At 65.6% G+C, this 7361-nt stretch carries 6 protein-coding genes; 5 read left to right on the forward strand and 1 reads right to left on the reverse strand.

Annotation, left to right across the window (positions count from 1 at the left end; all coding sequences use genetic code 11):
• The first annotated feature begins 3 nt into the window (after positions 1 to 3).
• The gene (phnC, locus tag ABLI39_RS12900; RefSeq protein ID WP_349413818.1) at positions 4 to 786 is read left to right on the forward strand and encodes a phosphonate ABC transporter ATP-binding protein; all 783 of its coding nucleotides are present in this window, start codon (positions 4 to 6) and stop codon (positions 784 to 786) included.
• Positions 787 to 1003: 217 nt separating this feature from the next.
• A complete protein-coding gene (gene phnE, locus ABLI39_RS12905; RefSeq protein WP_349413819.1) occupies positions 1004 to 2527 on the forward strand; it encodes a phosphonate ABC transporter, permease protein PhnE in 1524 nt (507 codons plus the stop codon).
• Between the two features lie 32 nt (positions 2528 to 2559).
• Here phnE and ABLI39_RS12910 read toward each other — a convergent pair whose 3' ends face one another.
• On the reverse strand, positions 2560 to 2706 hold the full coding sequence (locus tag ABLI39_RS12910) for a lmo0937 family membrane protein (protein WP_146335827.1): 147 nt from the start codon (positions 2704 to 2706) through the stop codon (positions 2560 to 2562).
• 193 nt (positions 2707 to 2899) lie between these two features.
• Here ABLI39_RS12910 and ABLI39_RS12915 point away from each other — a divergent pair, with 193 nt between their 5' ends.
• The 3 genes from ABLI39_RS12915 to ppsA all read left to right on the forward strand — a co-directional run bounded on the left by ABLI39_RS12915 (position 2900) and on the right by ppsA (position 7160).
• Positions 2900 to 3340: a VOC family protein gene (locus tag ABLI39_RS12915; protein WP_349413820.1), complete on the forward strand. Its 441-nt coding sequence runs from the start codon at positions 2900 to 2902 to the stop codon at positions 3338 to 3340.
• A gap of 421 nt (positions 3341 to 3761) precedes the next feature.
• Complete coding sequence (locus tag ABLI39_RS12920; RefSeq protein ID WP_349413821.1) at positions 3762 to 4580, forward strand: pyruvate, water dikinase regulatory protein; 819 nt, start codon at positions 3762 to 3764, stop codon at positions 4578 to 4580.
• A 150-nt stretch (positions 4581 to 4730) separates the two neighbouring features.
• Positions 4731 to 7160, forward strand: a complete 2430-nt coding sequence (gene ppsA / locus ABLI39_RS12925; RefSeq protein WP_349413822.1) for a phosphoenolpyruvate synthase — start codon at positions 4731 to 4733, stop codon at positions 7158 to 7160.
• The last annotated feature ends 201 nt before the right edge of the window (positions 7161 to 7361 follow it).

The following is a 7361-nucleotide window of genomic DNA, read 5'->3' on the forward strand; positions in this document are numbered from 1 at the left end:
CACATGAAAACCCATCACGCCGTCATCGAGATCAATGGACTGGTCAAGGACTTTGGCGTCACAAGAGCCCTGGACGGTGTGAACCTGACGGTCGAGGAGGGCGAAATTCTCGTCCTCCTCGGCCTGTCCGGATCGGGCAAGTCGACCCTGCTGCGGCACGTCGACCAACTGGAGCGGCCAACTTCCGGGCGTGTCCGAGTCCTCGGCCAGGACGTCCCGGCACTGCGCGGTCGCGATCTCCGGGCGCTCCGCTCACAGGTGGCGGTGGTGTTCCAACAGTTCGAGTTGGTGGGCTCACTCTCCGTTCTGGAGAATGTCCTCACCGGCGGGCTCGCCAGGGTCACCGGTCCGCGGCTCGGCCTTTGGTCCTACTCCCGGGCGATGCGTACGACGGCGGCCGGGCACCTCGAGCGCGTCGGTCTTGCAGGCCTTGAACACCAGCGGACGGACACCCTTTCAGGCGGCCAGCAGCAGCGAGTGGCGGTTGCCCGGGCCCTGATGCAGGAACCGAAGATCCTCCTTGCCGACGAACCGGTCGCCTCTCTGGACCCCGATTCATCGCAACAGGTCATGGACCTTATCCGCGAAATCGGCCGTGAGAACGGGCTTACCGTAGTGTGCAGCCTGCATCAGGTGGACCTTGCCCTTTCGTGGGGCGACAGGGTTGTCGGGTTGCGTCGGGGCGCTGTCGTGCTTGACACGCCAACCACCGGTCTAAGCCGGGAGGAAGCGATGCGCATCTACGCGAAAGTTGCGCCCGCCGATGCCGGGGCGGTTGCCGGATGACCGGAATCGTGACCCGGCGGCCCGAGGCNACGCCAACCACCGGTCTAAGCCGGGAGGAAGCGATGCGCATCTACGCGAAAGTTGCGCCCGCCGATGCCGGGGCGGTTGCCGGATGACCGGAATCGTGACCCGGCGGCCCGAGGCCCAGGATCAGGCACCCGACGGAACGTCGCCGCACCGGGCCCCGTGGACGCGCCGCTCCTGGGCCAGGTTGTCCGTGACCATCATTCTCGTCGCGCTGGTGCTTGCTGCGATCGGTTCGTTCCAACTGCTGGACTTCAGCGCCACCCGGCTCACTCGGGCGGCCCCAGCCGCTGAGCGCTTCTTCGCCCGGATGCTACCGCTCGACTTCTCCCATCCTGAAGAGCTCCTCCGTCTGACCTTCCTGACCTTGGCGATAGTAGTCTGCGGGACAGCTTTGTCTGCCGTGCTGTCTGTGCCCATAGCGTACTGGGCGGCGCGCAACACCAGCCCGCACCCCGCGCTGCGCTGGTTCGCGCGGAGCGTCACAGTGCTTGCCCGCGCCTTCCCCGAACTCATTCTCATCATTGTGCTTGCCACCATGTTCAGTCTCGGCTCACTCCCGGGCATCCTGGCTCTTGGCCTGCACTCCGTGGGCATGGTGGGTAAACTCTTCGCCGACGCGATCGAACAAATCGACAACGGTCCGCGCATAGCTATCCGGGCCGCGGGCGGCACGAAAACCCAAGAGTTCGTTTCCGGCGTACTCCCCCAGGTGGCCCCGTCCTGGGTGGCCACGATACTCCACCGCCAGGACATCAATCTGCGCGCCTCGGCCATCCTTGGCTACGTGGGGATGCCCGGCCTCGGCTACGAACTCTCGGCAAGCATTCAGCGGCTCGACTACCAACGGGCCATGGCTGTAGCCGTCGTTATTTTTGCGCTGTGCTTGGCGATGGAGGTGCTTTCCTCATCCATTCGGCGCATGATCCTTCACGGCGATCGATCAAGGATGCGCCGGCGTTGGTCCGGTCCAGTGCTCGGATGGACGGCAGCTGCTGCCGTCGTCGGCGCGGTCGTAATTGCTGCCCCCGCGTGGGGCGATCTCCTGACCGTCTGGACCGTCCTTCCGCAGCGGCTGGCCTCTTTTTTCTCGCTCTCGACCGGCGACTACACGTGGCCACAGATCCTGGCCATGCTGGGTCAGACGATCGCGATCGCTCTTGCCGGGACCTCGATCGGCGTCTTCCTCTCGATCGTGATTGGATCCTGCGCCGCAAGCAACGTTGCCCCGGGCGAAGGCGTCCGGCGAGGCGCACGTCTCCTATTGCTCGTGGTCCGCGGGATCCCGGAACTCATTTTGGCAATCGTCCTGATCCTCATGACGGGCCTCGGTGGGGCTGCCGCCGCACTGGCACTGGGAATTGGGACGGTGGGCCTGCTCGGCAAACTCCTCGCGGACTCGATAGAGGAGGTTGACCCTGGCCCCGAACGCGCCATCCGGGCAACTGGCGCTTCCCGGATGCAGACCTACGTCTCAGCCACATTCACGCAGGCCGCTCCCGCCGTCGTGGGGCACGTTTTCTACGCCATGGACGGGAATATTCGTGCAGCAACCGTGCTGGCCGTAGTCGGGGCAGGCGGGGTTGGCCAGGTTATGTTCGAGGCCGCGCAGTTGAGCCGGTATAACGTTGTCTTCACCATGGCGCTGTTGGTGATCGGGCTGGTGCTGTTTATCGAGGCCCTCGCCATCTGGATCCGGAAAGTCCTCACCTCCTGAAGTTCGGAATCAGGATTGGGTCGGATCCGTCTTTACGTGCGGGTCCTGCCGCGGAGGAAGTGGAAAATCAGGACAACCACGGCGATGACCAGAAGCAGGTGAATGAACCCGCCGCCGATGTTGCCGAGCAAGCCGAGAAGCCACAGGACGGCGATGATGATGGCTATCCAAAGCAACATGTGAATCTCCCTATAGTTTGTTTGCGGATGGAAAAGCTGGTTCTGCGCCCATCTTCGTACCTCCCGGGGCCGGAGGCAAGGAAACAGTCCTCTGCCGACCGAATCAGCAGCCTTCCACACCTCCCTGAACAGCCGTAAAGTTCGCCGTAGGGCCGCCCCGGGCCACGGAAACGATCATTTGGAGGTGTTGCCCATGGCACGCATCATGCGGTTCGACCACGTCGGCGTCACCGTCCAGGACCTCGACCGGGTGACGGCGTTCTTCGTCGGACTCGGGCTCGAGGTGGAGGGCCGGACCTTCGTCGAGGGTGATTTCATCGACACTGTCATCGCCATCCCGAATTCCCGCACCGAGATCGTTATGCTGCGAACCCCCGACGGCGGCACCGGCGTGGAGCTTTCCAGCTTCGTCCGGCCGGAGCCGGTCCCGGGATCGCCCTCCGCTATGGCCAACGAACTTGGACTGCGCAGCCTGGCCTTCGAGGTCGACGGTCTCGAGGCCCACGTCGACCGGCTGGCCGCGGAGGGGTACGGGCTGGTCGGCGGCATTGGCCGGCATGAGGATGCCTGGCAGATGGCCTACGTGCGCGGCCCGGAGGGAATTATCGTGGCGCTGGCCGAGCGGATTGGCTGAGCCGGCCCGTCCCCCGGGTCCGCAGATCCGGCACACACCCCCGGGCCGATGATTTCCGCAGCTGGCTCCATCGTTTTGAGACCATGGAGCCAGCCTTTTGCGGAATCCAGCTCGCTCGGAACACCGAAATGGTCTCTCCCCAGAAAGATGCCCGGACCAGATCCCATGCTCAGGCTAATCAGCGTAGCGTTGACAGGCAATGGGTAGTCATGTTGATCTGAATTTCCCGCAACCTGTGACGCCCTGTGATGAGTCACTTCACGCTAGAAAGGCTTCGCCGGCCGGGCTCACCACGTCCTCCAGCACCGTCCGGTCAAAGACGCGGATCTCTCCGGTGTCCTGAGGCGTCCGGCCGCCACCCGGCGCCCGCCGGCGGCGTCACGGGAAGACCGCGCGGCCCCCGTTGGTGCACAATGCGTTCATGACCAATGACGCTCCACGCCCGGTCTACTTCCTTTCGGACAGCACGGGCATCACCGCGGAAACGCTCGGCAACACCCTGCTCACGCAGTTCCCGGAGAACGATTTTGACCGCATCACGGTCCCCTTCATCACAACCGTGGACCAGGCCCGCGCCGTCGTCAAGGTGATCGACAACCTGGCCGCCACCGGCCTGCAGCCCATCGTCTTCTCCACCGCCGTCGGCAGTGACATCCGCCAGACCCTGGGCACCTGCAAGGGGATCATCGTGGATCTGATCGGCACCCACGTCGGCCAACTCGAACAGGCCCTCGGGTCCGAAGCCAGCGGGGAGCCGGGGCGGGCCCACGGGCTGGGCAACGCCGCCCGGTACCAGTCCCGGATGGCCGCCGTCGAATACGCCATGGAGCACGACGACGGCCAAAGCCTGCGGGCGCTCGAAAAGGCGCAGGTCATCCTGGTGGCCCCGTCCCGCTGCGGCAAGACGCCCACCACCATGTACCTGGCCCTGCAGCACGGCATCTTCGCCGCGAATTTTCCGCTGGTGGATGAGGACTTTGAACGCGAAGGGCTCCCCAAGCCGCTGCGGCCGTTCGTGTCGAAGTGTTTCGGCCTCACCACCAACCCACTGCGCCTGAGCCAGGTCCGCACCGAACGCCGCCGCGGCTCGCCCTACGCATCCCTCCGGCAGTGCGGCTTCGAGCTGCGCAGCGCCGAACGGCTGTACGTCTCGCACGGGATTCCCTACCTCAATTCGGCCAGCGTCTCCGTCGAGGAAATGGCGGCCACCATCCTCCAGAAGATGAACCTCAAGCACTGACGCCACACTTCACAAGTGTTGCGTGGGCCACATCGTGTGGAAACCCCCGCGCCGACCTGTCACTGTGGACAGGACTTGCGCCCATAAACCGGCGGCCGCCCGCGAGGGGCGGCGTTAGCGTATGCCACCATCTGCAAAGGAGCAGCAACCATGACGACGGACATCCTGTGGTTCTCAGAACTCGGCCTCAAGGACCTGGACCGGGTGGGCGGCAAAAACGCCTCCCTCGGCGAGATGGTGCAGAACCTGACGTCTGCCGGCGTCCAGGTTCCCGACGGCTTCGCCACGACCGCGGACGCCTACCGCAGCTTCCTGGCCGACTCCGGCCTCGACCAGAAGATTGCCGACCGGCTGGTGGGCCTGGACACCGACGACGTCACCGCCCTGGCCGCCGCGGGCCAGGAAATTCGCACCCTGATGCGCGAGACGCCCTTCCTGCCGGACTTCGAGGCGCAGCTCCGCGACTCCTACCAGAAGCTGGTGGACAAGCACGGCGGCTCCGACGACCTCTCCTGGGCGGTCCGCTCCAGCGCCACGGCGGAAGACCTCCCCGACGCCTCCTTCGCCGGCCAGCAGGAAACCTTCCTGAACGTCCGCGGCATCGAGAACATCCTCATTGCCATCAAGGACGTCTTCGCGTCTCTCTACAACGACCGGGCCATCGCCTACCGGGTGCACCACAAGTTCGAGCACGCCGAGGTGGCACTCTCGGCCGGCGTGCAGCGTATGGTGCGTTCCGACGTCGGCGCCTCCGGCGTGATGTTCACCATGGACACCGAATCCGGGTTCAAGGACGCCGTCTTCGTCACCTCCTCCTACGGCCTGGGCGAAGCTGTGGTCCAGGGCGCCGTCAACCCGGACGAGTTCTACGTCTACAAGCCCGCCCTCGAGGCCGGCCGCCCGGCGATCCTCAAGCGCGGGCTGGGCGAGAAGGCCCTCCAGATGACGTACACCAGCAACCGCGAAATCGGCCACACCATCGACTTCGTCCCGGTGGAAGCGTCGCTGCGGAACCGCTTCAGCCTCACCGACGACGACGTCGAGCAGCTCGCCCGGCACGCCGTCGCCATCGAAAAGCACTACGGGCGCCCGATGGACATCGAATGGGGCAAGGACGGGATCGACGGCGGCCTGTACATCCTGCAGGCACGCCCGGAGACCGTGCAGTCCCGCCGGGCCTCCGGCAGCCTGAGCCGATTCCGCCTGAACGGGTCCGGCAAGGTCCTGGTGGAGGGCCGCGCCATCGGCCAGCGGATCGGCGCCGGCAGCGTCCGCATCCTCACCGCGATCGACCAGATGGCAGCCTTCAAGACCGGCGACGTCCTGGTCGCGGACATGACCGACCCGGACTGGGAACCGATCATGAAGCGCGCCTCCGCGATCGTGACCAACCGCGGCGGACGCACCTGCCACGCGGCCATCATCGCCCGCGAACTGGGGATCCCCGCCGTCGTCGGCACCGGCGACGCAACGGACGCCCTCACCGACGGACTCGACGTGACCGTCTCTTGCGCCGACGGCGAGACCGGCGTCATCTACGAGGGGCTCCTGGACTTTAGCGTTGAGGAAACCGAGATCACCCAGCTGCCCGAGGCCCCGGTCAAGGTCATGATGAACGTCGGCACCCCGGAGCAGGCCTTCACCTTCGCGCAGCTGCCCAACCACGGTGTGGGCCTGGCGCGGCTGGAATTCATCATCAACCGGCAGATCGGCATCCACCCCAAGGCGCTGCTGAACCTGGACGAGCAGCCCGCGGACATCCTGGCCGAAATCCGGGAGCAGATCGCCGCCTACGACAGCCCGCGCGACTTCTACATCAAGCGCCTGGCCGAAGGTGTGGCCACCCTCGCCGCGGCGTTCGCGCCGGAACCGGTGATTGTGCGGATGTCCGATTTCAAGTCCAACGAGTACGCCAACCTGCTCGGCGGACCGGCCTACGAGCCGCACGAAGAGAACCCGATGATCGGCTTCCGCGGCGCCTCGCGGTACCTCGAGCCGTCCTTCCGGGACTGCTTCGACCTGGAGTGCGAAGCCCTGTCCTTCGTCCGCAACGAGATGGGCCTGACCAACGTCAAGCTGATGATCCCGTTCGTTCGCACCCTAGACGAAGCCAGCGGCGTCATCGACCTGCTCGCGGAGAACGGCCTGCGCCGCGGCGAAAACGGCCTCGAGGTCATCATGATGTGTGAGATCCCGTCCAACGCGCTGCTGGCGGACGAGTTCCTGGACTACTTCGACGGTTTCTCCATCGGCTCCAACGACATGACCCAGCTGACCCTTGGCCTGGACCGGGACTCCGCGATCGTCGCCGGCAGCTTCGACGAGCGCAACCTTGCCGTCAAGAAGCTCCTGAGCATGGCCATCACGGCCTGCAAGGCGCGCGGCAAATACGTGGGCATCTGCGGCCAGGGTCCCAGTGACCACCCGGACTTCGCCGAGTGGCTGGTCGGGGAAGGCATCGACTCCGTCTCGCTGAACCCCGACACCGTGGTGGACACCTGGCTCCGCCTCGCCGGGGCGGCCAGCGATGCGGGCGACGATGTCAACGACGCGGCAACCGCCGGGGCCGCAGTCAACTGATCCCGGCCGGACGGCATTTGTAGGAACGGGTGGCACCCCGGTCTTCGGACCGGGGCGCCCGCTGGGTGGCAGGCTGCTTGAGCTGCTCGATGCTGCGCCGGGCGCGGGCTCGTTTTCGCTACGGTTCCGGACGGAAGCTGCGCGAAACGACAGGCGCGACGCGGATCCCCTCTCTGTCAGCCTGTTGTGAGACAGATTGTC

This window comes from Pseudarthrobacter sp. B907, assembly GCF_040137805.1.
Lineage (GTDB): Bacteria > Actinomycetota > Actinomycetes > Actinomycetales > Micrococcaceae > Arthrobacter.

What these genes read in the sequence shown, in the direction of transcription:
- phnC (WP_349413818.1), top strand. Translation starts at nt 4, where the DNA reads ATGAAAACCCATCACGCCGTCATCGAGATCAATGGACTGGTCAAGGAC.
- ABLI39_RS12910 (WP_146335827.1), bottom strand. Translation starts at nt 2,706, where the DNA reads ATGTTGCTTTGGATAGCCATCATCATCGCCGTCCTGTGGCTTCTCGGC.
- ABLI39_RS12915 (WP_349413820.1), top strand. Translation starts at nt 2,900, where the DNA reads ATGGCACGCATCATGCGGTTCGACCACGTCGGCGTCACCGTCCAGGAC.
- ABLI39_RS12920 (WP_349413821.1), top strand. Translation starts at nt 3,762, where the DNA reads ATGACCAATGACGCTCCACGCCCGGTCTACTTCCTTTCGGACAGCACG.
- ppsA (WP_349413822.1), top strand. Translation starts at nt 4,731, where the DNA reads ATGACGACGGACATCCTGTGGTTCTCAGAACTCGGCCTCAAGGACCTG.